Source organism: Streptomyces sp. NPDC006393 (genome assembly GCF_040628575.1).
GTDB lineage: Bacteria > Actinomycetota > Actinomycetes > Streptomycetales > Streptomycetaceae > Streptomyces.
Genome location: NZ_JBEXZD010000003.1, coordinates 22368 through 44355, shown reverse-complemented (window position 1 = coordinate 44355; position 21988 = coordinate 22368). Strand labels below are relative to the sequence as shown.

General features: G+C 72.3%; 23 protein-coding genes. 7 read left to right on the top strand and 16 right to left on the bottom strand.

From position 1 onward, the window contains the following. Positions 1–29: 29 nt before the first annotated feature. From ABZ484_RS02250 to ABZ484_RS02220, 7 genes are all read right to left on the bottom strand, one after another. Entirely contained in the window at positions 30–557 is a 528-nt protein-coding gene (locus ABZ484_RS02250) for a hypothetical protein (protein ID WP_358863997.1), read from the bottom strand. Between the two features lie 464 nt (positions 558–1021). Continuing rightward, positions 1022–1705 carry a uracil-DNA glycosylase gene (gene ung, locus ABZ484_RS02245; RefSeq protein ID WP_358863996.1) on the bottom strand — a complete coding sequence of 228 codons (684 nt, stop codon included), beginning with the start codon at positions 1703–1705 and terminating at the stop codon, positions 1022–1024. A 99-nt stretch (positions 1706–1804) separates the two neighbouring features. Beyond that, positions 1805–3388 (bottom strand): ABC transporter substrate-binding protein, encoded by a 1584-nt coding sequence (locus tag ABZ484_RS02240; protein ID WP_358863995.1) that lies wholly within the window; start codon positions 3386–3388, stop codon positions 1805–1807. Positions 3389–3650: 262 nt separating this feature from the next. Then, a complete protein-coding gene (locus ABZ484_RS02235) occupies positions 3651–4409 on the bottom strand; it encodes an SDR family oxidoreductase (protein WP_358863994.1) in 759 nt (252 codons plus the stop codon). Positions 4410–4421: 12 nt separating this feature from the next. Beyond that, a complete protein-coding gene (gene fabG, locus ABZ484_RS02230; protein WP_358863993.1) occupies positions 4422–5183 on the bottom strand; it encodes a 3-oxoacyl-ACP reductase FabG in 762 nt (253 codons plus the stop codon). A 126-nt stretch (positions 5184–5309) separates the two neighbouring features. Beyond that, the gene (locus tag ABZ484_RS02225) at positions 5310–5741 is read right to left on the bottom strand and encodes a DUF3037 domain-containing protein (protein ID WP_358864130.1); all 432 of its coding nucleotides are present in this window, start codon (positions 5739–5741) and stop codon (positions 5310–5312) included. Positions 5742–5755: 14 nt separating this feature from the next. Continuing rightward, entirely contained in the window at positions 5756–6520 is a 765-nt protein-coding gene (locus ABZ484_RS02220; RefSeq protein WP_358863992.1) for a HipA family kinase, read from the bottom strand. A 163-nt stretch (positions 6521–6683) separates the two neighbouring features. Here ABZ484_RS02220 and ABZ484_RS02215 point away from each other — a divergent pair, with 163 nt between their 5' ends. Together ABZ484_RS02215 and ABZ484_RS02210 are read left to right on the top strand one after the other, a co-directional pair. Continuing rightward, the gene (locus tag ABZ484_RS02215; RefSeq protein ID WP_358863991.1) at positions 6684–7154 is read left to right on the top strand and encodes a Rieske (2Fe-2S) protein; all 471 of its coding nucleotides are present in this window, start codon (positions 6684–6686) and stop codon (positions 7152–7154) included. A gap of 68 nt (positions 7155–7222) precedes the next feature. Further along, a complete protein-coding gene (locus tag ABZ484_RS02210) occupies positions 7223–7690 on the top strand; it encodes a pyridoxamine 5'-phosphate oxidase family protein (RefSeq protein WP_358863990.1) in 468 nt (155 codons plus the stop codon). Between the two features lie 32 nt (positions 7691–7722). Here the strand turns inward: ABZ484_RS02210 and ABZ484_RS02205 are convergent, their stop codons facing one another. Continuing rightward, positions 7723–8625 carry a LysR family transcriptional regulator gene (locus tag ABZ484_RS02205; protein WP_358863989.1) on the bottom strand — a complete coding sequence of 301 codons (903 nt, stop codon included), beginning with the start codon at positions 8623–8625 and terminating at the stop codon, positions 7723–7725. 74 nt (positions 8626–8699) lie between these two features. Between ABZ484_RS02205 and ABZ484_RS02200 the strand changes: the two genes are divergently transcribed. Then, a complete protein-coding gene (locus ABZ484_RS02200) occupies positions 8700–9716 on the top strand; it encodes a DMT family transporter (RefSeq protein ID WP_358863988.1) in 1017 nt (338 codons plus the stop codon). 22 nt (positions 9717–9738) lie between these two features. Here ABZ484_RS02200 and ABZ484_RS02195 read toward each other — a convergent pair whose 3' ends face one another. Next, positions 9739–11070 carry an aminotransferase class I/II-fold pyridoxal phosphate-dependent enzyme gene (locus ABZ484_RS02195; RefSeq protein ID WP_358863987.1) on the bottom strand — a complete coding sequence of 444 codons (1332 nt, stop codon included), beginning with the start codon at positions 11068–11070 and terminating at the stop codon, positions 9739–9741. 35 nt (positions 11071–11105) lie between these two features. Here ABZ484_RS02195 and ABZ484_RS02190 point away from each other — a divergent pair, with 35 nt between their 5' ends. Then, positions 11106–11810 (top strand): pyridoxamine 5'-phosphate oxidase family protein, encoded by a 705-nt coding sequence (locus ABZ484_RS02190; protein WP_358864129.1) that lies wholly within the window; start codon positions 11106–11108, stop codon positions 11808–11810. Positions 11811–11841: 31 nt separating this feature from the next. On the opposite strand, the gene ABZ484_RS02185 is transcribed toward ABZ484_RS02190, so the two are convergent. From ABZ484_RS02185 to ABZ484_RS02170, 4 genes are all read right to left on the bottom strand, one after another. After that, positions 11842–12795: an EamA family transporter gene (locus ABZ484_RS02185; RefSeq protein ID WP_358863986.1), complete on the bottom strand. Its 954-nt coding sequence runs from the start codon at positions 12793–12795 to the stop codon at positions 11842–11844. A gap of 183 nt (positions 12796–12978) precedes the next feature. Beyond that, positions 12979–14004 carry an EamA family transporter gene (locus tag ABZ484_RS02180; RefSeq protein ID WP_358863985.1) on the bottom strand — a complete coding sequence of 342 codons (1026 nt, stop codon included), beginning with the start codon at positions 14002–14004 and terminating at the stop codon, positions 12979–12981. A gap of 68 nt (positions 14005–14072) precedes the next feature. Further along, positions 14073–14645 (bottom strand): Clp protease N-terminal domain-containing protein, encoded by a 573-nt coding sequence (locus tag ABZ484_RS02175; RefSeq protein ID WP_358863984.1) that lies wholly within the window; start codon positions 14643–14645, stop codon positions 14073–14075. 138 nt (positions 14646–14783) lie between these two features. Next, positions 14784–15398 carry a PadR family transcriptional regulator gene (locus ABZ484_RS02170; RefSeq protein WP_358863983.1) on the bottom strand — a complete coding sequence of 205 codons (615 nt, stop codon included), beginning with the start codon at positions 15396–15398 and terminating at the stop codon, positions 14784–14786. Positions 15399–15561: 163 nt separating this feature from the next. Between ABZ484_RS02170 and ABZ484_RS02165 the strand changes: the two genes are divergently transcribed. Continuing rightward, positions 15562–16371: a PhzF family phenazine biosynthesis protein gene (locus ABZ484_RS02165; RefSeq protein WP_358863982.1), complete on the top strand. Its 810-nt coding sequence runs from the start codon at positions 15562–15564 to the stop codon at positions 16369–16371. A gap of 121 nt (positions 16372–16492) precedes the next feature. Here ABZ484_RS02165 and ABZ484_RS02160 read toward each other — a convergent pair whose 3' ends face one another. Next, the gene (locus ABZ484_RS02160; RefSeq protein ID WP_358864128.1) at positions 16493–17281 is read right to left on the bottom strand and encodes a type II CAAX endopeptidase family protein; all 789 of its coding nucleotides are present in this window, start codon (positions 17279–17281) and stop codon (positions 16493–16495) included. A 91-nt stretch (positions 17282–17372) separates the two neighbouring features. After that, positions 17373–18890: a glutamate--cysteine ligase gene (locus ABZ484_RS02155; RefSeq protein WP_358863981.1), complete on the bottom strand. Its 1518-nt coding sequence runs from the start codon at positions 18888–18890 to the stop codon at positions 17373–17375. Positions 18891–19465: 575 nt separating this feature from the next. On the opposite strand from ABZ484_RS02155, the gene ABZ484_RS02150 reads away from it, so the two are divergent. Next, positions 19466–20056 carry a hypothetical protein gene (locus tag ABZ484_RS02150; RefSeq protein ID WP_358863980.1) on the top strand — a complete coding sequence of 197 codons (591 nt, stop codon included), beginning with the start codon at positions 19466–19468 and terminating at the stop codon, positions 20054–20056. Positions 20057–20435: 379 nt separating this feature from the next. Then, the gene (locus ABZ484_RS02145) at positions 20436–20642 is read left to right on the top strand and encodes a DUF5999 family protein (RefSeq protein WP_358863979.1); all 207 of its coding nucleotides are present in this window, start codon (positions 20436–20438) and stop codon (positions 20640–20642) included. 155 nt (positions 20643–20797) lie between these two features. Here the strand turns inward: ABZ484_RS02145 and ABZ484_RS02140 are convergent, their stop codons facing one another. Further along, the gene (locus tag ABZ484_RS02140; protein ID WP_358863978.1) at positions 20798–21850 is read right to left on the bottom strand and encodes an endo-1,4-beta-xylanase; all 1053 of its coding nucleotides are present in this window, start codon (positions 21848–21850) and stop codon (positions 20798–20800) included. Positions 21851–21988: the final 138 nt, after the last annotated feature.

Here is a 21988-nt window from a genome sequence, read left to right as displayed (position 1 = left end):
CGCCGGACACCGCTCTAAGGGGTGTCTCTCTAGAACGGCCGGCGCGACGGCCCCTCGGGTTCCTCCCCCGGGCCGGAGGCATCGCCCTCGCCCAGCCGCAGTTCCATCCGGTGGATCGCCGCGCGGACTCCGTCTCCGTACGTGTCGTCGGCGAGGGCGTCGGCCGCACCACGGGCGCGGTGGAGATGGCTGCGGGCCGCCTCGCAGCGGCCCAGCTTCACGTAGTCGGCGGCGAGGTTCAGATGGAGGGACGGATAGAGGGCGCGGGCCGCCGGCGCGCCCTCGTGCTCGGCGAGCCGGTCGTCCGTGAGCTCCTCCGCCGCCGACAGCGCCCTGAGGTCCCAGGCCAGTTCGTCGGAGGGGTCGTCCTGGGTGTCCGCCATGTAGTGGGCCAGCGTGCAGCGGTGCAGCGGATCGCCGTCCTCGCCGATCTCACGCCACAGATCGAGGAAGCGCACCCGTGCCTCCTCACGGTCTCCGGCGTGGTGCAGCATGATGCACTGCCCGATCCGTGTCAGCACGGCGTCCGACGCCGCCTGCTCCTGTCGTTCCGTCACCACGGCCTCCAGCACTGTCCCCGACCCGACTCCCCCGACGTTAGGGCCCGACCGGCCGAATCCCACCGAAGACGCGGGCCCGGCACCCCACATCCGGCGATCCGGGCGGGCTCGCGGGCCCGCCGGGGACACCTCGCCGGGCCCGCCGGGGACACGTCCGGACCGGTCGGGGCCTGAGGCGGGCAGGCTCAGAGGCGAGGGCCCGGCCCAGTCATCGGCGCCAGGGCGCCGTGGCCGGGTCGGGGCCGGGACCGAAACCGGAGCCGGGACCGAAACCGGAGCCGGGACCGAAACCGGAGCCGGGACCGGAACCGGGGCAGGGACCGGAACCGGGGCAGGGACCGGTGGAGCGGACCCCGGCGCGCCCCGGCCTCCCCGGCCTTGTCGCCGCCCGGTCCCGCCGCCGGTCACCGGCCCTTCCCCCCGAGCCAACCGCCCCGGTGCGCCCCGCCGCCGCGCGGCGCTCAGCCCAGGTTCGGGATGTGCCAGTCGATCGGGTCGTGGCCCTGGTGGGCCACCGCCTCGTTGATCTGGGTGAAGGGGCGGGAGCCGAAGAACTTCTTCGCCGAGAGCGGCGACGGGTGCGCGCCCTTGACGACCACGTGCCGGGTCTCGTCGATCAGGGGGAGCTTCTTCTGGGCGTAGTTGCCCCACAGGACGAACACCGCCGGGTCGGGCCGGCCGGCCACGGCGCGGATCACGGCGTCGGTGAACTTCTCCCAGCCGCGCCCCTTGTGGGAGTTGGCCTCGCCGCCGCGGACCGTCAGCACCGCGTTCAGCAGGAGCACGCCCTGCTCGGCCCACGGCATGAGGTAGCCGTTGTCCGGGACGGGCGTGCCCAGCTCCTCGTGCATCTCCTTGTAGATGTTGCGCAGCGAGGGCGGGATCCGCACCCCGGGACGCACCGAGAAGCACAGGCCGTGACCCTGTCCCTCGCCGTGGTACGGATCCTGCCCGAGGATCAGCACCTTGACCTTGTCGTACGGCGTGGCGTCCAGCGCGGCGAAGACCTCCTCGCGCGGCGGATACACGGGACCCTTCGCCCGCTCTTCCTCGACGAACTCGGTCAGCTCCTTGAAGTACGGCTGCTGCAGCTCATCGGCCAGAACCCCGCGCCAGGACTCGGGCAGCATGGCGATGTCGGTCACGTCAACGTCCTCACGATGTGCGGTCACTTCCAGGCCACTGAACCTACAGGCGACCACTGACAACGGCGCCGCGCCCTCGGAGTTCCGCCCCTTCCGCCCCTACCAGCTCGTCTTGCGCGACAGCTCCCACATCATCATGATCGACGACGGGTCCAGCGCCCGTTCGCCGCCCGAGATGTCGTCGCTCGCGGCCACGTACTGCTTGCCCTGCCACAGCGGCAGCAGCCGTGCGTCGCGCACCAGTATCTGCTGGGCCTGCTCGAACTCCTTCACCACGTTCGCGCGGTCGCTCTCACGCCGCGACTCGGGCAGCAGCACCTTGGTGATCTCGGGCGTCGGGTACGGGGTGCCGAGCGCGTTCTGTTGGCCCACGAACGGGGCGATGAAGTTGTCGGCGTCGGGGAAGTCCGGGGACCAGCCGCGCCCGAACACCGGGTACTCGCCCTTCTGGTAGCCGGCGACGTAGGTCTTCCAGGGCCGGCTCTTCAGGGTGATCGTGAACAGGCCGGAGTCGTCCAGTTGCCGCTTGAGTTCCTGGAACTCCTCGGCGGTCTCGGAGCCGTAGCGGTCGGTGGTGTACCAGAGGGTGAGCGGGACCTTCTGGGTGATGCCCGCCCCGGTGAGGATCTCGCGGGCCTTGGGCACACTCGGGTCGCCGAAGTCGTCGAAGAAGCCCGTGGTGTGGCCGGTCAGGCCCTTGGGGACCATGGAGTACAGCGGGTCGACGGTGTCCTTGTAGACGTTGTGGGCGATCGCCGGCCGGTCGACGATCTGCGCGACGGCCTTGCGCACGGCCTGCCTGGCCGCCCAGGGGTCCTTCGGGTTGAACACCAGATAGTTGATGTCCGCGCCGGCGCCCTCGACGAGTTGCAGGTCCTCGGTGCCCCTGCCCTGGAGGGCGACGATGTCGTCGGCGGCCAGACCGCGGTAGGTCACGTCGATGCCGCCGTCCCGCAGCGCCTTGACCATCGTGGCGGAGTCCTGGAAGTAGCGGATGGTCACCGCATCGTTCTTGCGCTCCGCGTACCCCTGGTAGTTGCCGTTCTTGACCAGCTCGGCCTGCTTGCCCTCCTGGTACGACTTCAGCGTGTAGGGCCCGGAGCCGAAGACCTTGCCGTCGTTGCGCAGGGCATGGGCGGAGTAGTCGTCGGGGTCGACGATCGACATGGCGGGGGTGGCGAGCACGAACGGGAAGGTGGCGTCGGACTTGTTGAGCTGGAAGACGACGTCCCGGTCACCGGCCACCTGCACCCGGTCCAGGCTGCCGAGCAGTCCGGCGGGGCCGCCGGGCGCGTTGATGTTCCGGATGCGGTCGATGGAGTACTTGACCGCCTGGGCGTCCAGGGGGTGCCCGTCGGCGAACTTCATGCCGGGGCGCAGTTCGCAGCGGTAGACGCGGTTGGAGGCGTCGGTGAACCGGCAGCTGCGCGCGGCGTCGGGCTGGGGCGTGGTCGCGCCGTTGGGGTAGGCCAGCAGCGTCTGGTAGATGTTCCGGAACAGCTCCCAGGAGCCGTCCCACGACGCCGCCGGGTCCAGCGTGCTGGGCGCACTGGTCGTCCCCACGACGATGGGCCCCGCGCTGTCGGGGTCGCCGTCGGAAAAGACGCTGCACCCGGCCACGAGAGATATGGACGCGATCACCACCGCGGGCCGCAGACATCGCTTCCGGTTGAACACGCGCACGCTCCTCGATCCGCCGTACCAAGGGTCGGCAGACCATACCGCGGCTTCTCCCTCCTTGAACCCGCAATGAACATGGTCTTGATCAGCGTGTGACTGACTACGTTGTCATACCGCCCTGCCAGCGGTCCTGGCATGACAGCGGGGCCGTTTCCGTCAAGAGGAACGAGGAATTCCTTGCCGAAGAGGAACGAAGAGGAACGAACTCGGGCAAGGAATTCCCCGGCCGAAACGGAAACGGCCCCGGGCCGGTTCTCCCGGCCGGTCAGCCGACCCCGGCGTTGAGGAACATGCCGCCGTCGACGACGAGGGTCTGGCCGGTGATCCAGTCGGACTGCTCGGAGGTGAGGAACGCGGCCGCCCCTCCGATGTCGGAGGGCACGCCGAGCCGGCCGAGCGGGTAGGACGCGGCCGCCTCCTCCTCGCGCCCCTCGTACAGGGCCTGCGCGAACTTGGTCTTCACCACGGCCGGGGCGATGGCGTTGACCCGCACCCGGGGCGCGAACTCGTGCGCCAGCTGCTGCGTCAGGTTGATCATCGCCGCCTTGCTGATGCCGTAGGCGCCGATGAACGGCGAGGGCGCGAGGCCCGCGATCGAGGCGATGTTGACGATCGCGCCGCCGTTGTCCTTCTGCCAGGCGTGCCAGGTGCGCTGGGCGAAGCCGAGGGCGGAGACGACGTTGGTCTCGAAGACCTTGCGCGCCACGTTCAGGTCGAGGTCGGCGATCGGCCCGAACACCGGGTTGGTCCCGGCGTTGTTGACCAGGAAGTCCACGCGGCCGAACGCCTCCATGACGCGTTCGACGGCCTCGGCCTGGTGGGCCTCGTCGTGGGCCTTGCCCGCGACGCCGACGGCCCGGTCGGCACCGAGCCTCTCGACGGCCTCCTTCAGGGCGTCCTCGTTGCGGCCGGTGATGCACACCCGGTCGCCCCGGGCCACGAGCGCCTCGGCGATGCCGTAGCCGATGCCGCGGCTGGCACCGGTGATGAGGGCGACCTTGCCGGTCGGTTCCACGGAAGTCATGTGTCCGTTTCCTTAGTTGAGCGGTCCGCCGGCGACGTAGAGCACCTGGCCGGAGACGAATCCGGCCGCGTCGCCCGTGAAGAAGGCGATCGCGTTGGCGATGTCCTCGGGCTCGCCGACGCGCTGCACCGGGATCTGGGTGGCGGCGGCGGCCTTGAAGTCCTCGAATCCCATGCCGACGCGTTCGGCGGTGGCCTTGGTCATCTCGGTGGCGATGAAACCGGGGGCGACGGAGTTGGCGGTGATGCCGAACTTGCCGAGCTCCTTGGCGAGGGTCTTGGTGAAGCCCTGGAGACCGGCCTTGGCGGCCGAGTAGTTGACCTGGCCGCGGTTGCCGAGCGCGGAGGACGAGGAGAGGTTGACGATGCGGCCGAAGCCCGCGTCCACCATGTGCTTCTGCACGGCGCGGGTCATCAGGAACGAGCCGCGCAGGTGCACGTTCATGACGGTGTCCCAGTCGGAGGCGCTCATCTTGAACAGCAGGTTGTCGCGGAGCACGCCCGCGTTGTTGACGAGGATGGTCGGCGCGCCGAGCTCCTCGGCGACACGGGCGATCGCCGCCTCGACCTGTGCCTCGTCCGAGACGTCGGCGCCGACCGCGATGGCCCTGCCGCCCGCCGCGGTGATCTTCTCCACGGTGTCCTTGCAGGCGGCCTCGTCGAGGTCGATCACGGCGACCGCGCGGCCTTCGGCGGCCAGTCGTACGGCGGTGGCGGCGCCGATACCGCGCGCGGCACCGGTGACGACGGCTACCCGCTGCTCAGTGCTGGACATTGTTGCTTCTCCTCGCCCTTGAGAGAACCTGGTGTGCGGTGAGCGACCGCTTAGTACCTTCGGTGGAACGTGACGCTAGAAGCCCTGGCACGCGGTGTCAACGACACAGGGTGCCGGTGTGATCCATTACCTCACCAGAAGGTCCAGCAACCGCTCCGTCTCGGCGGCCGGGTCGGCGGTCAGCCCGGTGTGCACGGGGCCGGGCTGCACGATCGTCGAACGGGGCGCGATCAGCCAGCGGAACCGGCGCCCGGCGTCGTCGCGGGCGGCCTGCCCGGCCGCGTCCCCGCCGGCGCACACGCCCTCCACGGCGCGCAGCAGGGAGCGCACGCCGGCCGCGTCCGCGTCCGGGTCGAGGGCGAGCAGGCGGGCCTCGTCGAGGTGGGTGCGGGCGCCGACGTAGGACCGGGCGCGGCAGTAGACGATCACGCCCGCGTTGATGCACTCGCCGCGTTCGACACGCGGTACGACGCGCAGCAGGGCGTACTCGAAGACGTCCCGGTCGCCGCCCTGGCCGGCCCGGGTGATGTGGCGCTCCCCCGCCTGGCGGCCGCCGATGATGTGGTGGTCGCTCACTTGGCCCCCTCGATGCCGGTGATGCGCTCGTGGATGACGGCGGCCCGGGCGAGCAGCGGGCGGGCGTAGGCCCGGCGCAGCTCGTCCGGGGTGTCGAAGCCGGGTTCGCCGGCCAGCCAGACGTCGGGGATCTCGGCGGTGACCTCGGCGAGCAGGTCCTCGGTGACCTGGGGCGCGAGCCGGGCCGCGGCGGCGGCGAGGTCCGGGGCGAAGGGCGCGAGGGCGTGGTCGGAGGCGTCGTAGGGGCGGGCCGCGGAGGCCTCGGCGCCGGGCCAGTTGTGGTGCCAGATCATGGTCGCGCCGTGGTCGATGAGCCACAGCCCGCCGCGCCATCTGAGCAGGTTGGGGTTGCGCCAGGAGCGGTCCACGTTGCCCACCAGCGCGTCGAACCAGACGATCCGTCCGGCCTCCTCCGGGTCCACCGGGAAGGCGAGCGGGTCGAAGCCGAGCGCACCGGAGAGGAAGTCCATCCCGAGGTTGGTGCCGCCGCTGGACCTGAGCAACTCCTGCACCTGCTCGTCGGGTTCGCCGAGCCCGAGCACGGGATCCAGGCCGATCGTCACCAGGCGGGGCACCCTCAGTCCCAGCCGGCGGGCGAGTTCGCCGCAGACCACCTCGGCGACGAGTGTCTTGCGGCCCTGCCCGGCGCCGGTGAACTTCAGGACGTACGTCCCGAAGTCGTCGGCCTCGACGAGTCCCGGCAGCGAGCCGCCCTCGCGCAGCGGTGTGATGAACCGGGTCGCGTTGACTTCCTTGAGCATCGCCCCAGGCTACTGGGGTCTTCGCACAATTCTCGCCGTCACCTGAACGCCCGGCGCCCGGCGGCCGTACCCCTGTACGGATCACACATCAGATCACGAAGTCCGGGCGGATCACGAGGTCCGCCCCTGAAGCATGAAGTCCGTGCGAAGGGAAGACGTCGGCATGACCAGCGAATCGCTTCAGTCCCAAGGGGCACCGGCCCGCCGTAGCGTCGTGGCGGCGGTCGGCGCGGCGGGGCTCGCCGTGGCGCTGAGCGCGTGCGGATCGGACGACTCGTCGTCGTCCGGTTCGGCCACCACCCAGAACGGCAGTGACGCGGGCGGTGGGGCCGAGGCCGGCTCCTCCGGTGCCGTGCTCGCCAAGACCGGCGACATCCCCGAGGGCGGCGGCAAGATCCTGGCCAAGGAGGGAGTGGTGGTCACGCAGCCGGTGAAGGGGCAGTTCAAGGCGTTCTCGTCGAAGTGCACCCACCAGGGATGCGCGGTGAGCGGGATCGCCGGCGGCGTGATCAGCTGCCCCTGTCACGGCAGCCAGTTCTCCGCGGCCGACGGCAGCGTGAAGAAGGGCCCCGCGACCCAGCCGCTGCCCGCGAAGGACATCACGGTCTCCGGGGACGAGATCAAGCTGGCCTGACGCGCCCGCGACGCCTGCGCGCGCCGAACCAGCACCTGTCCACGCCGAAGAGGAGAAGCAGCGGCCGCATGACCGTCACACAGCGCCGGGGCCGGAAGATCATGATGACTCCGGGCGAGCTGGACGCGTTCCTCACTGCCCAGCGCACCTGCCGGGTGGCCACCGTGTCGCCCGGCGGCGCCCCGCACGTGAGCGCCCTGTGGTTCGCCTGGGACGGCGTCTCGCTGTGGCTGTACTCGGTGGTGCGCAGCAGGCGCTGGGCGGATCTGCGCCGCGATCCCCGGGTGGCGGTCGTGGTCGACACGGGCGAGGAGTACGACCAGCTGCGCGGCGTCGAGCTCTCCGGCACGGCCGAGTTCGTCGGGGAGTCGCCGCGCGTCGGGGAGCTGCGGGCGGAACTCGACGTCCCCGAGACGCTGTTCGCCCGCAAGTACTTCGGCCTGGAGGAGATGCCGCACGACGGCCGGCACGCGTGGGTCCGGCTGACCCCGGAGAAGACCGTCTCCTGGGACTTCCGCAAGCTGGGCCGGGGGTGAACCGGCTGGGTGCCGAGGGACTCCCGGGGGACTCAGCCGATCTGCTCCCCCGCCGCCCGCAGGGCGTCCACCGCCGCGCGGATCGAGGGGCGCCGGTCGGCGTCGGCGCGCCAGACGGCGTAGACGTGCCGTCGCACCGCCTGCCGTACGGGAACGGTCCGCACCCCGGCGGGCAGCGGCCCGCGTCCGAGCCGAGGCGCCACGCACACGCCGAGTCCGGCGCCGACCAGGGCGAGCTGGGTGGCGTGCTCCTCGGCGCGGTGCGCGATGCGCGGTTCGACGCCCTTGGAGCGCAGGGTGTCCAGCAGCCACTCGTGGCAGAACTCCGCGTCCCGCCAGGTGATCCAGTCGTCGTCGGCGAAGTCCTCCAGGTCGACCTCGGCGCGGTCCGCGTACGGGTGCGCGGCGGGCAGGGCCACGTCGGCGGCGTCGTCGAGGATCGGTGCCCGGGTGAGCCCGTCGGGCACGGGCAGCGGTTTGTTGTACCAGTCGAGGACGACCGCCAGGTCCACGTCGCCGCGGAGCACGGCGCGCACGGCGAACGCGGGTTCGACCTCGGCGGTGGTGACGCCGAGGCCCGGATGCCGGGAACGCAGATGGCACAGCGCCGTGGGGAACAGTCCGCGCGCGGCCGTGGGGAACGCGCCCAGCCGCAGCTCGCCGACCACCTGCCCGCGCTGCGCCTCCAGGTCGGACTGGGCCACCGCGACCTGTGACAGGATGCGCGCCGCGTGCTCGGCGAGCAGCCGCCCCGCGTCGGTGAGCCGCACCCCGCGGCCGTTCCTGGCCAGGAGCTGCTGGCCGACCTCCCGCTCCAGCTTCGCCATCTGCTGCGAGACGGCCGAGGTCGTCACGTGCAGTCCGTCCGCCGCGCCGCTGACCGAGCCGTGCCGGGCCAGGGCGTCGAGGGTGCGCAGGCGCTCCAGATTCAACATGTAAGAGATGCTACGAGGTACCGCGCGAAAATTCTCGATTGTGCTACGAGGTCGGCAGCAGGCATGGTACGACCATGAGCACCGCGACCGCCTCGTCACCGCACCCCTCCGTCCCGGCCGCACGGGACCGCCGGCCCCTGCACTGGCGGGTCCGCTTCGCCTTCCTTTCGCTGATCTGGGGATTCAGCTTCCTGTTCATGAAGGTGGGCACGGAGGGCTTCGCGCCCTTCCAGGTGACCCTGGGGCGTCTGGTGTTCGGCACGGCGGTGCTCGTGGTGGCGATGGCGGTGAAGCGGGAGCGGCTGCCGCGCGGCGCCCGCACCTGGGGGCACCTGGCGGTCGCCGCGTTCTTCCTCAACGCCCTGCCGTTCTCGCTGTTCGCGTACTCGGAGCTGACCATCCCCTCCACGCTCGCGGGCATCTGCAACGCGACCTCACCGCTGTGGGGCATGGCCCTGTCCCTCGTGGCCCTCTCGGAGGACCGCCCGACCCGGGTGCGGGTGGCCGGTCTCGGCCTGGGCTTCCTCGGGGTGCTCACGGTGCTGGGCGCCTGGCAGGGCTTCCACGGACTGGACGCGGGCGGCACGGCGATGGCGCTGCTGGCCTCGCTGAGCTACCCCGTCGGCTGGATCTACGTCCGGCGCACGCTGGCCGGCTCGAGCGAGTCGCATCTGTCGCTGACGGGTGGCCAGCTGCTGCTGGCGACGGTGCAGCTGGCGGTGGTCACCCCGCTGTTCACGGATCTGCCGAGCCGTCTGTCCGTGGTGCCGCTGCTGGCGATCGCCGCGCTGGGCGCGCTGGGCACGGGCGTGGCGATGCTCGTCCAGTACGGCCTGGTCGCCGAGGTCGGCCCGACGACCGCGCAGATGGTCACCTACTTCGTTCCGATCATCGCCACCGCCGCGGGCGTCGCGGTCCTCGGCGAGCAGCTGGCCTGGTCGACCCCGGTCGGCGCGGTGATCGTCCTCGCGGGCGCGGCGCTGACCCAGGCCCGGCCCCGGAGCGGCGACCGGCCCGCCGGGACCGCCGCGGCACGGATCGAGCAGCCGGAAGCGAAGTCCTCCCGGCCCGAGCCCGCGGCCAAGGCGTAGCCATCGGCGGGGCGCCGTCCCGTCAGACGTAGCTCCGCGCGGGCGCCGGTCCGAGGGCCGCCGCCACGGCGTCCGCCAGTGCCGCCACCTCGTGGTCCCGCAGCGTCGAGACGGTGATCCGGATGCCCGGCGGCGCGCTCATCCGGAAGCGGGCGCCCGGGGCGACCGCCCAGCCGGCGTGGAGCAGCCGGGCGACGGCACCGGTCTCGTCCGGCACGGGCACCCACACGTTCATCCCGCTGCGCCCGTGCGCGGCGATCCCCCGTTCGGCCAGCGCGCCGATCAGCGCCGCGCGCCGCCTTCCGTACTCCGCCGCCACTACGCGCGTGTCCGGCGTCCCGTCCCGCCACAGCCGTACGACGGCGCGTTGCAGCAGCAGGCTCACCCAGCCGGGTCCGAGCCGCTGCCGCCCGCGGACCCGGTCGACGGTGGTCTCGTCGCCGGTGAGCACGGCGAGCCGCAGGTCGGGGCCGTACGCCTTGGCGACCGACCGGACGAAGGCCCAGTGCCGGGTCGTGCCGGCCAGGGGGTGCAGGGGGAGGTCGACGATGCCGTGGCCGTGGTCGTCCTCGATCAGCAGGGTCTCCGGGTACTCGCTCAGTACGGCCCGCAGCGCACGCGCACGCGTGGCGCTCACCGCCGCACCGGTCGGGTTCTGCGCGCGGTCCGTCACGATCAGGGCGCGGGCGCCGCCGGAGAGCGCGCGGCGTACGTCGTCGACAAGGGGTCCCTCGTCGTCGACTCCGACGGGCTGTGTGCGCAGGCCGAGGGCGGGCACCAGGTCGAGGACGCTGCCCCACCCCGGGTCCTCGACGGCGACCGTGTCGCCCGGCTTGAGGTGGGCGGAGAGCACCCGTTCGGTGCCGTCGAGCGCTCCGGACAGGACGGCGACGGGTCCGTCCGGCACGCCGTCGGCGTCCAGTGCGGCACGCGCCTCGCGGGCCAGCTCCGGGTCCACGGCCACATGCCCGTACAGCACCGGCTCGCGGTCGCCCTGGTCCGCCGCCCAGGCCAACGCCGGTGCCAGCGGCGGCAGCAGCGCCGGATCCGGGTTGCCGCTCGAGATGTCGCGGACGCCCTCGGGCACGTCCACGCGGATGTTCTCCCGCCCGGTGGTGGCGGGCGCGGGCCGCACCCGGCTGCCGCGCCGCCCGGCGGTCTCGATGACCCCGCGCTCGCGCAGCACCCGGTAAGCGGCCGCCACCGTGTTCGCGTTGACCCCCAGACGGGTCGCCAACTCGCGCATGGGCGGCAGGAGTTGACCGGGTTCGAGGTCACCGGACCCCACCGCACGCTCGACGCTCGCCGCAATCTCCGCTGCGCGCCGCCCTTCGATCGGATATCCTCCTAGCACAAAGCAGATTATGCACTAGTGCAATGGAGATCGCAATGCAGGGGACCCAGCGGCCCACCGCGCCGACCGACGACGCCTACGCCCCCACCGAGCGCACCGTCCCCACCCGCTCGGCGAACCGTGCGTCGTACGACAAGGAACTGGTGCACGCGATACTCGACGAGGGCTACGTCTGCCACCTCGGCTTCGTCCGCGACGGCGCCCCCGTGGTGCTGCCGACGCTGTACGGCCGGGTCGGCGAGCGGCTCTACGTGCACGGCTCGACGGGCTCCCGTCCGCTGCGCATGGCCCGCCAGGCCGCCCCAAAGGGCCCGGCCGAGCCGGGGCTGCCGGTCTGCCTCACGGTCACGCACGTCGACGGCCTGGTGCTGGCCCGTTCGGCCTTCCACCACTCGATCAACTACCGCTCCGTCGTGGTGCACGGCATCGCCCACCAGGTCACCGACCCCGAGGAGAGGCGGACGGCGCTGGACGCGCTGGTCGACCACGTGGTGCCGGGCCGCGCGGCCGACTCCCGCCCCGCCGACACCAAGGAACTGGCGGCGACCGCCGTGCTCCGTCTCGACCTGGAGGAGGTCTCCGCCAAGCTGCGCACCGGCGGGGTGAACGACGAGCCCGAGGACCTCGCCCTCCCCCACTGGGCCGGTGTGGTCCCGGTCCGCCGGGAGTACGGCACTCCGCTCCCCGACGCGGACCTGGCCCCGGGCATCGGACTTCCGGACTACCTCGCGGAACTGTGAGGCGGGGCCGCCGAACCGGCGGCCCCCCTCGTCACACGAGGACCGGTTCCCGCACGGACGCCGACCGTGCCCCGCGCGCCTCCGCGACGGCGAGGCCGCCGACCGACCCGAGCATCAGCGCGGTGCCCACGAGGGTGGCCGCCGTCAGCCGCTCGCCGAGCAGGGTCACCGCCAGCACGGCCGCGCAGACCGGCTCCAGCAGCATGATCACGGAGACGGTGGCGGACCGGACGACGGCCGCGCCCGCGAAGTACAGGGTGTAGGCGAGGGCCGTGGGAACGGTCCCGATGTAGGCCAGCAGCCACAGCAGCCGGAGGGGTTCGGCGGTGTGCGGCACCAGCCCCTCCACCAGCGCGAACGGCAGCAGGCACAGCCCCGCCACCGCGAACGCCCCCACGGTCGTGGCGGACCCGTCGGCCTGGCCCGCACGCCCCCACCGTCGGGTGAGCAGCGTCATGACGCTGTAGCCGGCCGCCGAGAGGAGGGCGAGCAGCACGCCCCACGGGTGCGCGCCGGCCCCGCCGCCGCCGAGGACCAGCACGCCCAGCCCGGCCAGTGCCCCGGCGACGGCGATCAGGCCGGCCCGGCCGAGCCGTTCGCCCAGCGTGAGGCGGGCGCCGAGGGCGATGAGCACGGGTCCGGCGCCGAGCGTGACGACGGTGGCCACCGCCAGTCCGGTGGCCGCCACGGCGTAGAAGTAGGCGGTCTGGAACACGGCCAGGCCGGCACCGGTGGCACCGGCCCGCAGCAGCCCGCGGCCGAGCGGAACGGGCACCGCCGCCCGGACGCGCGGGCGCAGCAGCCGCACGGCGAGCAGCAGCAGCGCACCGGCCGCGCAGCGCCAGAAGGACAGGGCGGCCGGCCCCATGTCACTGGCCCGGTGGACCAGGGAGGCGGCAGCGCCCGCGGTGCCCCAGGCGGCACCGGCGACGATCAGACAGAGCAGGCCACGCCCGATGGGCAGGCCGGAGGAAGCATGCGACACGAGTTTCTCTCCGCCAGGACGCAGAAGTTCGGATGAGGACCCCGGTTCGGCGGGGTCGTCGGACTTCTTCTGCGGGCAGCACCGTTCGGCCCGGCGACGCGCACCGGGCCGGGATCACCGGAGGGCCCGCCTCAGGCGGCCGGGGGCGGAAGAACGAGTGCGTTCGTGTGCATGATCGGGACCCTAGGCCGCCGTACCGCGTGCCGACAACTCTCTTTCCGCCCCGCCGGCCGCCACCGACCGCGCGGGCTCCGCCGGCTCCGCGGGTGCCTTCGCCGGCGTGGAGGACTGCGCGATGAACGCGCCCAGCAGGACGACGGCGCCGCCGACGACCTGCGGCGCGGAGAGGTGCTCGCCGAGCAGCACCCAGGCCAGCACGGTGGCGATGACCGCCTCCAGGCAGGCCACCACGCCCGCCACCTGCGGGGAGAGCCTGCGCACCGACAGCACGCCCGTGATGTACGCGAGGACGGTGGCGACCAGCACGATCCAGACGAGCAGGGCGGCGGCCGGGACCGGGGTGCCGTTCATGTGCGCGGTGCGCGCGAGGACCGGCCAGTCCATGCCCCAGGGGCGGGCCACGGCGGTCAGCACGGCGGCGCCGACGAGGAGTCCGTACGCGATGACGCCGAGCGGGTCGGGCGCCGTGCCGTCGCCCTCGCCTTCCCCGCCGCCGTGGTCGGCCAGCACGAAGTAGCCGACCTGGCAGCAGGCGGCGCCGAGGGCGAGCAGCAGTCCGAGGGCGTCGAAGCTCAGGCCGGACCAGACCTCTACGACGCAGGCGAGCCCGCCGGCCGCGAGGACCACGCCGAGCGCGGCGGCCCGGGTGACCGGCCGCCGCTGCACGAAGCGGACCCAGCCGAGCACCAGGGCCGGCGCCAGGTACTCGATGAGCAGGGCGACCCCCACGGGTATGCGGGAGAGCGCGGCGAAGTAGCAGGCCTGGACGCCCGCCACGGCGAGCAGGCCGAAGCCGGCGAGCAGCGCGGGGCGCCGGCGCAGCAGGGCGCGGTGGCGCACGGCGAGCGGCAGCATGACGAGGGCCGCGCCGGTGACCCTCAGCCACACCACGTGCAGCGGGTCGAGACCTGCCTCGATCAGCGGCTTGGCCGCGACACCGGAGCCCCCGAACGCGAGCGCGGACACGAGCGCGAGGCCGAGCCCGGCACCCTTGCCGGACTGGCGCTTACTGATCCCAGACGTAACCACCGGCACATGATGACAGGCAACGACAGGAGCGTCACCCCCGATGACACCTGTCTCAACGGCTGGACGCGTCAGCCGGGGCCGGACGGCCTCCCCACCGCTTCGTCCAGCCCATGGGTTCCGTCCAGCCGGGTGGCCAGTTCCCGGGCGTCGATGCCCGCGCGGGTGAGGACCTCGACTGCGCGTGCCTGGGGGTCCGCCACGAGGGCGGCGAGCAGGTCGGGGCCGTCGGCCAGGTAGTCGCCGCGCCGTGCGGCGCGCTCGCGGGCGCACTCCAGGGCGGCCGCCGCCAGGGGCGAGCAGCCGTCGGCCCCGGCCGCCGTCGCTCCGGTCACCACGGGCAGCGCGCCGGAGTCCTCGACGCCGCTCTGCCAGCGCAGGCCGTAGCCGATGCTGCGCTGCACGAGGTAGCCGAGCAGCCGGGCGATCCGCGGACCGTCGCCGAGGACGGCGCGCACCTCGGGGCCGGACTCCAGGAGCGCGTGCAGCAGATGGGCGGTGTCGATGTGCCGGTCCCTGTTCCGGACGGCCCTTCTGCGGGCAGCGGCGACCACCGCCGCCAGTTCGGCGCTGAGCCGGACATCGTCGTCCGGACGGCGGCCGCCCCGCTCGTGGGCCGGCGGCCTGGGGATACGGGGTCGCACATCTGCCAGCCCATCAGCCTCCCGCGCCGCGGTCATCCCCGGCGGGAAGCATTTTCGCGTCCCACGGAAAGTGGACCCGCGTGGCCGGAATCTCCTCCTTGCGGAGGAGATCAGGCCTGTGCCTGTGCGGTGCGAGGGTCAGTCCTCGTCGGCCAGGATCAGATACAGCTTCTTGCGGGCCTCGTTGATGACGGCGAGCGCCTTGTCGCGCTGCTCCTTGCTGCCGGTCTTCCAGACCTGGCCGAAGGCCTCCATGAGACCGAAGCCGGCCTGACGGATCTCGCCGAAGGCCTCCCAGTCGATGCCGCGCGAGGCCTCCTCCCAGGGCGCTTCGGGCCCCTCGTCGGCCGCGCTGCGGCCCGGCTCGGTGAGCGAGAACAGTTTCTTGCCGCCCTCGGACTCACTGGTGATCAGCCCCTCGTCCTCCAGCAGCTGGAGCGTGGGGTAGACCGAGCCGGGGCTGGGCTTCCACGCGCCGCCGCTGCGCTCGGCGATCTCCTGGATCATCTCGTAGCCGTGCATCGGACGGTCTTTCAGCAGGGCCAGGATCGATGCCCGTACGTCCCCGCGCCGGGCCCTTCCGCGCGGTCCGCCGCGTCCTCGTCCACCCCAGGGGCCCGGACCGAAACCCGGTCCGAAGCCGGGACCGCCGGGGCCGAAGGGCCCGAACGCCGCACGCCGGCCCTCGAAGCCGCCCCGGCCGCGCCACGGGCCGTCCTGCCGGTGTCCACGCTCGAATCCGTGGGTGTGCATCGCCACCACTCCATCCCATCGTCGATCTGTCGCGATGCCTCAACGATATATCGGAAACAAGTCTCCGACAACCCTCTTCCGAGCTGCTCGCTCCCCCGATCCGTGGCCGCCGTCCGCGAATTGGCCTTGGCCCGCGCCGTCCCGTACGTCCTACCGTCGGGACATGCGGATTCGAATCGTCGACGCCTTCACCGACCGTCCCTTCTCCGGCAACCCGGCGGGGGTCCTCCTCCTCGACGCCTTCCCCGAGGACGACTGGCTCCAGAAGGTGGCCCTGGAGGTCAACCACGCCGAGACGGCCTTCGCGCACCGGCTTCCCGAGGGCGGCGAGGCCGACTGGGCGCTGCGCTGGTTCACCCCCGCCACCGAGGTCGCGATGTGCGGGCACGCCACGCTCGCCACCGCACACGTCCTGCACACCACCGGCGCCCACACCGGACCGGTGCGCTTCGCCACGCGCAGCGGTGTGCTCATCGCGACGCCCGCCGGGGACGGCGCGATCACCCTGGACTTCCCCACCGCCCCGCTCACGCCGGTCGAGGTGCCGGACGGGGTCGCCGAGGCCCTCGGCGCCGAGCCCCGCACCGCCTTCGACACCGGCCCGAACGTGGGCGACCTGCTGCTGGAACTCGCCGACGAGAAGACCGTCCGGAGCCTCGACCCCGACCACAAGGCCCTGGCCGCCTACTCCTCGCGCGGCATCATCGCCACCGCCCGCGCCGAGGAGACCGCCCGCCGCCACGACTTCGTCTCCCGCTGCTTCTTCCCGAACGTCGGCATCGACGAGGACCCGGTCACCGGCAGCGCCCACACCGCCCTGGCGCCCTACTGGTCGGAGCGTCTCGGCCGGACGGACCTCACCGGCCTCCAGGCCTCCCGGCGCTCCGGCCGGGTCCGCACGGGGCTGCGCGGCGCCCGCACGCTGCTCACCGGCCACGCCGTGACGGTCATCGAGGGGGAGCTGCACGCCTGAGCGCCCGCGTCCGGCGTGCGGGGCCGCTCGCACGAAGGGGGCGTACGACGGCGTCGTACGCCCCGCCCCCACTCGGACCACGAGCGCCGCGGGCCGCTCGCACGGGCCACGGCCGCCCGCCTCACGCCGTGGGCAGCCAGCCCACCTTCCCGGCCAGCAGGGCGTAGCCCACGAAGGCGCCGATGTCGAGCAGCGAGTGCGCCACGACCAGCGGGCCGACCCGCCCCCACCGGCGGTAGAGCCAGACGAAGACCACGCCCATCACCATGTTGCCGACGAAGCCGCCGACGCCCTGGTAGAGGTGGTACGAGCCGCGCAGCACGGAACTGGCGACCAGCGCCGTCCCCGGCGTCCAGCCGAGGCCGCCCAGCCGGCGCAGCAGATAGCCGACCACGATGACCTCTTCCAGGACCGCGTTCTGGATCGCGGACAGGACCAGCACCGGGTACTTCCACCAGACCGGCGGCAGCGCCTCGGGCACCACCGTCAGATTGAAGCCGAGGCCACGGGCGGCCAGATAGAAGGCGATTCCGGTGCTGCCGATCACCGCGGCGATCGCGGCGCCCCGGCCGAGATCCGGCCAGGGACGGGTGCGGTCGAAGCCGAGCGTGCGCAGGCTCTCGCCCTCGCGGAGCAGCAGGTGGGCGACCAGGGCGACGGGGACGAGCGCGGTGGCGATCCCGAAGAGCTGCCAGGCGAGATCGAGCCAGGGGCGGCCGGGTGCGGCCGAGGCGTTGAGGGTGGCGGCCTGGTCCTTGAGGCCGCCGGGTCGGGTGACCGATCCGACAAAGCTGATCAGGGCGGAGACCCCGCTCGCCCCGAGAGAGAGGGCGAGCACGAGCAGTGTCTCGTCACGGAGCATCCGCCGCGACAGCCGCTCCCGTGGAGCGGCCTCGTCCGTCGGCCCCATCCTCTCCTGCACGCTGTGCCTCCCGTACACCGTTCTGAGAGGTCACAGCTTGCCCCATCCGCCCCGCCGGGGCGCGGGCGCCCCCGCCGGCTCAGCCCAGCGGGACCGGCGCGGGCAGGCCGACCGGCCAGGTGTGGACCGGCTCGCCCAGCCACATCAGCTCGCAGTAGCGCCGCGTCGTGGCGGCCAGGGCCTCGTCCCTGGTGAGACCGCTCTCCACGCCCTGGTGGAAGGTGGCCGCCTGCCACTGGGCGCCGTTGGTCCGGTGCCGGCACCGCTCCTCGATCACACCGAGATAGCGGTCCCGGTCCACCGCCTCCACGCCCCACGCGTCCAGACCGGCCTCGGCGAGCGGCAGCAGTTCGTCGCGGACGAGGGTGACCGCGTCGACCTCGACCGTGCCGGAGTAGCGGCCGCGCCGGGGCCAGCTGAACCGGGCGTCGATCCCGTACCGGCAGGCCGCGTCGAAGTTGGCGGCCGCGGCCTCGAAGGGCAGCCGGGTCCACACGGGCCGTGACTCCTCGGCGAGCGCGCGGACGAGGCCGTAGTAGAAGACGGCGTTGGCGATCACGTCGGTGACGGTGGGCCCGGCGGGCAGCACCCGGTTCTCCACCCGCAGGTGCGGCACGCCGTCGGCGATGTCGTAGACCGGCCGGTTCCAGCGGTAGACGGTGCCGTTGTGCAGGACGAGTTCGGCCAGTCTGGGGACACCGCCGGCGTCGAGCGCCTCGAGGGGGTCCTCCTCGTCGCAGATCGGCAGCAGCGCGGGGAAGTAGCGCAGGTTCTCCTCGAAGAGGTCGTGCGCGGAGGAGATCCACCGCTCACCGAACCAGGTGCGCGGCCGCACGCCCTGCGCCTGGAGCTCGGGCGGGCGGGTGTCGGTGGACTGCTGGAACAGCGGGGGCCGCGACTCCCGCCACAGCTCGCGCCCGAAGAGAAAGGGCGAGTTGGCGCCCACGGCGATCTGCGCGGCGCACGCCGCCTGCGCCGCGTTCCACACGTCGGCGAAGCGGCCGGGGGTGACCTGGAGGTGCAGCTGCACGGAGGTGCAGGCGGCCTCGGGGACGATGGATTTCGAGGTGCAGGTCAGCCGCTCCACGCCCTCGATGTCCAGGGCGAAGTCCTCACCGCGTGCCGCCACGATCTGGTCGTTGAGCAGCGTGTAGCGGTCGACGTCGGAGAGATTGGAGGAGACCAGGTCGTCGCGGTCGAGCGTCGGAAGAATACCGATCATCGCTATCGACGCGTCGACCTCTCCGGCTTTTCGGTCGGCATATGCCAGTGACGTCCTCAACTCCTCGGCCAGCCGGTCGAATACCCGCCCGCCCAACCGGTGCGGGGCGATGTTCACCTCCAGATTGAACATGGCGAGTTCCGTCTGGAAGTCCCGGCTCGCGATGCGCTCGAGTACTTGCGCATTCAGCATTTTCGGCATGCCGTCCGACCCGACGAGATTCAATTCGATCTCCAGCCCCATGAGGTTCTTGGGGCGGTCGAACCGCTTCTCCTCCAGCAACCGCTCCAGCCCCTTCAGACACCGCCGGAGCTTGGCGCGGTAGCGGTTGCGATCCGACAGGTCGAACTCTCCTGCCACGACCTTCTCCCCCATCGCAGCGTCCCTCCTCGCTCGGGCGGGCCGAGGATCCGGCCGCCGGGGTCCCGGTCAGGTGGGATGATGCCCCACGAACGCGATCGATAACGTCCCGTCGCCGCCCCGCACCGACTACTCTGGTGCCAAATGACCGTCCGGCACATTCACGGGGCATGGGGCAGCGAGCAAGAACGAGTACCCCGGAGATCTCGTGAAAAACGCCGACGACAACAAGCCGACCGCTGCGCGGACAGAACCCGAGGTCATCGCGGTGCGCCCGACTCGGAAGCGGGATCAATCCCGCGAATCTCCGGCTGAATAGCGACTTGTTGTTCACGCCGGAAACAGCTAGATGAAACATCGCGTGAACATGTGTCGTATAAACTCTGCTGAACGGCAGAAGGTTGGCGCCCGCGGCCCTGGACCCGCGGTCCGGGTCATGTCCGGCATGCCGCGCTCCGCAACTCCTCGTACACCCCTCGTACGCGAGGCCCCGGCCCCGCCCCCTCCTGCCCCCGAGAGCTGACAGCGTCGTCCGCCCCACCCGCCCCGCCCTCGCGCCACCCTGCCTGTCGAATGAGAGGCGACCCACCATGCCGCTGCATGTCCCGCCGGCTCCCGCGCCCGCACTTCGCTCCGTCCTCACGGCCCTCGGTTCCCCCACCGCGGTCCGTGAGGCGCCCACGCCCGCGCTCCGCGCCGCGCAGGGCCCGGCCACTCCAGAACTCCCGCTTCCGGTGCACGTACTGGACCGGATCACCCCCGAGGGGATCTCCGCGACCCGGCTGGCCGGATGGCGCTTCCTGATCCGCGTCGGCGACCAGGCGGTGGCCGCCGCCGAGACCAGGCTGACCCCCGACGGCTGGGCCTTCTCCCACTTCTTCGAGGGTCCCTACATCACCTCGACCGAACGCGCGCTGCGTCAGGCGGAGAACCTCGGTCAGCCCTACCAGCCGCGCCTGCTGTCCCTGCCCAGCCTGTACATGCTCACCCTGTGGCTGCACGGCGACCTCGCCGACGACGGCGCCGACGGCCACCCGGACCCCGCCGACCTGCTCGTACCGCTGGCTCCGGCCCCGCCCGGGATACCGGCCCACGTGCCGCACCGGGTCGCCGAACTGCTCCCGGTCCTCACCCATCGGGTGACTCCCACTCCCGTACGGCTCATGGGCTCGCCCGCCTGACGTCCCGCGCGCCGACGCCCTCGCGCCGCCCCGGACCGTCTCGCGCCGCCCCGGACCACCTCGTCGTACCCCGCTGCCGGATCCCCCGGGAGCGGGGTACGACGCCGTTCACGGCCCGATGGCCCGACCGGACTAGCCCCATCCGGCCACACCGAACCATCCGAAGAGGCCGTGCGTCCGGGATGAACCGCTCAGGCGGGTGAGGCGTCTCCAACCTGTGAGAAGCGGTGCCGTGAAATGCCTGCGGAAACACGCTCGTGGGGCAACACTGGTTTCAGTCCGACTCATCCAACGGGGGGCGGCCATGGAGAGTGCCACCAGCCGCGAAACGCACACACCGACCATTCCGGACCAGACGACAGAGCGAAAGATCCCACCCATGTGCCAGCACCAGCCACCGTGTCCGTCAGCCGACTCCGCCGACCGGGAATCCGCCCGCCTCGCGGCGCACCACCCGGAGCAGGGCTGGAGCCTGCTGTGCAACGGCGTTCTTCTCTTCGAGGACACCGGTGAGCTTCTGCCGGACGGTCAGATCATCGCCCCGCACCGCCCGCTGGGCGCCGACCGGGTGATGACCGCGGCCTGAGCACGAGGGCGGCCACGGCCCGGGCGCACCCGGTGCGCCGGAGACGGGCCGGAGAGCCGCCCGGCACGACGAGGGGCCGGCTCGCACGGTGTGCGAGGGCCGGCCCCGACGCATGTCCCGCCGCGACTACGAACCGTAGCCGTCCGGCGACCCGGTCACCCGCCGAGCGCGTCGCGCAGCGCCTGGTAGGCCGGCTTGGGCCGCAGCTGCTCGTCCCACGGCAGCGCGGCGCCCTCCCCGGCGAAGACCCCCGGGATCCACGAGTACTTGTCGGTGAAGTCCCAGACGGTGACGCCGACGCAGCGCCGCACCGCCAGGCACGCCCGCGTCAGGTCCCCGTACCAGGTGGCCTGTTCGGCCAGCTTCTCGTCGGTGGCCGGCAGCTGCATCCGGACGTCGACCTCGGTGAGCGCGGTGTCGAGGCCGAGGCGGGAGAAGCGGCGCAGGTTGTCCTCGATCGTGGTCGGATAGCCGTACTGGAGCGCGAGGTGCGTCTGGAAGCCGACGCCGTCCAGCGGGACGTGCTCCGCCTTCAGCTGCTTGACGAGGTTGTAGTAGGCGTCGCTCTTCGGGCCGACGGCCTCGATGTTGTAGTCGTTGAGGTACAGCTTGGCGTGCGGGTCGGCCTCGTGGGCCCAGCGCAGCGCGTCCGCGATGTAACCGGGGCCGAGGGTCTTGTACCAGATCGTGTCCCGGTAGGTGCCGTCCTCGTTGAAGGCCTCGTTCACCACGTCCCAGGAGTAGACCTTGCCCCGGTAGTGGCGCACTTCGGCGGTGATGTGCTTCTTCAGCACGGCGCGCAGCTCGGACGGGGTCCACTCGCGCGAGGTGAGCCAGGCGGGCAGCTGGCTGTGCCAGACCAGGGTGTGGGCGCGCACCTGCTGGTGGTTGGCGCGGGCGAGCTTCACGATCTCGTCGCCCTTGGACCAGTCGAAGACGCCCTGCTGCGGCTCGGTGTTCTCCCACTTCATGCCGTTGCCCGGCGTGATCATGTCGAACTCGCTGCCGAGGATCTTCGTGTAGGCGCTGTCGGTCAGCTCGGGGTTGTCGGTGGCGCTGCCGAAGTAGCGGCCCTGGCGGTGGGCGAGGTCGGCGAGGCTGGGCGTCCGCTCATGGGCCTGGGCCGCGGGGCCGGTGGCGACGCCGCCGGCCACGAGGGCTGCGGCGAGCGCTCCGGCGAATCTGAGGCGAACGGTGGTCCGTGACATGGTGCGACTCCTCGTTCTGTTCCGAAACTTTCGGCTCATGTCCAGAAAGCTGCGGTGCACCCTAGGGACACGCGCGCACGCTCGGCAAGCCCTCGTCAGACGCGGATTCGCGGGCAACTCCGCCCGCCCGCCGGGCTG

Excerpts from the sequence above, each read along its gene's own strand:
- ABZ484_RS02235 (WP_358863994.1), bottom strand. The coding sequence starts at position 4,409 with ATGACTTCCGTGGAACCGACCGGCAAGGTCGCCCTCATCACCGGTGCC.
- fabG (WP_358863993.1), bottom strand. The coding sequence starts at position 5,183 with ATGTCCAGCACTGAGCAGCGGGTAGCCGTCGTCACCGGTGCCGCGCGC.
- ABZ484_RS02220 (WP_358863992.1), bottom strand. The coding sequence starts at position 6,520 with ATGCTCAAGGAAGTCAACGCGACCCGGTTCATCACACCGCTGCGCGAG.
- ABZ484_RS02215 (WP_358863991.1), top strand. The coding sequence starts at position 6,684 with ATGACCAGCGAATCGCTTCAGTCCCAAGGGGCACCGGCCCGCCGTAGC.
- ABZ484_RS02210 (WP_358863990.1), top strand. The coding sequence starts at position 7,223 with ATGACCGTCACACAGCGCCGGGGCCGGAAGATCATGATGACTCCGGGC.
- ABZ484_RS02205 (WP_358863989.1), bottom strand. The coding sequence starts at position 8,625 with ATGTTGAATCTGGAGCGCCTGCGCACCCTCGACGCCCTGGCCCGGCAC.
- ABZ484_RS02200 (WP_358863988.1), top strand. The coding sequence starts at position 8,700 with ATGAGCACCGCGACCGCCTCGTCACCGCACCCCTCCGTCCCGGCCGCA.
- ABZ484_RS02190 (WP_358864129.1), top strand. The coding sequence starts at position 11,106 with ATGCAGGGGACCCAGCGGCCCACCGCGCCGACCGACGACGCCTACGCC.
- ABZ484_RS02170 (WP_358863983.1), bottom strand. The coding sequence starts at position 15,398 with ATGCACACCCACGGATTCGAGCGTGGACACCGGCAGGACGGCCCGTGG.
- ABZ484_RS02165 (WP_358863982.1), top strand. The coding sequence starts at position 15,562 with ATGCGGATTCGAATCGTCGACGCCTTCACCGACCGTCCCTTCTCCGGC.
- ABZ484_RS02160 (WP_358864128.1), bottom strand. The coding sequence starts at position 17,281 with ATGGGGCCGACGGACGAGGCCGCTCCACGGGAGCGGCTGTCGCGGCGG.
- ABZ484_RS02155 (WP_358863981.1), bottom strand. The coding sequence starts at position 18,890 with ATGGGGGAGAAGGTCGTGGCAGGAGAGTTCGACCTGTCGGATCGCAAC.
- ABZ484_RS02150 (WP_358863980.1), top strand. The coding sequence starts at position 19,466 with ATGCCGCTGCATGTCCCGCCGGCTCCCGCGCCCGCACTTCGCTCCGTC.
- ABZ484_RS02145 (WP_358863979.1), top strand. The coding sequence starts at position 20,436 with ATGTGCCAGCACCAGCCACCGTGTCCGTCAGCCGACTCCGCCGACCGG.
- ABZ484_RS02140 (WP_358863978.1), bottom strand. The coding sequence starts at position 21,850 with ATGTCACGGACCACCGTTCGCCTCAGATTCGCCGGAGCGCTCGCCGCA.